Origin of the sequence: Sutterella massiliensis (assembly GCF_016899755.1) — a bacterium.
Lineage (GTDB): Bacteria > Pseudomonadota > Gammaproteobacteria > Burkholderiales > Burkholderiaceae_F > Sutterella > Sutterella massiliensis.
The window spans coordinates 1-265 of the sequence record NZ_JACJJC010000445.1; the positions used below are offsets into that span (position 1 = coordinate 1).

Annotated in this window: 1 protein-coding gene; it reads right to left on the minus strand. The window is 74.3% G+C overall.

Translation table 11 applies throughout. The annotated features are described in order from the left end of the window. Positions 1-265, minus strand: a 265-nt coding sequence (locus tag H6A60_RS13250) for a beta-eliminating lyase-related protein (RefSeq protein ID WP_239477755.1), incomplete at both ends; no start/stop codon positions are given.

Below are 265 nucleotides of genomic sequence, written 5' to 3' on the forward strand. Positions count from 1 at the left end.
CCATGTTGGTGAACGGCCCGTCGACCCGGAGGGCCTTGTTGTGCCGCAAGCCCTCGGCCAGCCGGGCCGCGTTCGCGTGGTCCTCGGCAGTGCGGCCGAGATGGTGGTCGAGCGCGTGCAACCCCGCGGCGGCGAGGATGCCGGCCTGGCGCATCCCGCCACCGAGCATCTTGCGCCACCGCCGGGCATCCTCGACCAGCGCTGCCGAGCCGGCCAGCACCGAGCCGGCCGGTGCGCCGAGGCCCTTCGACAGGCACAGCGACAC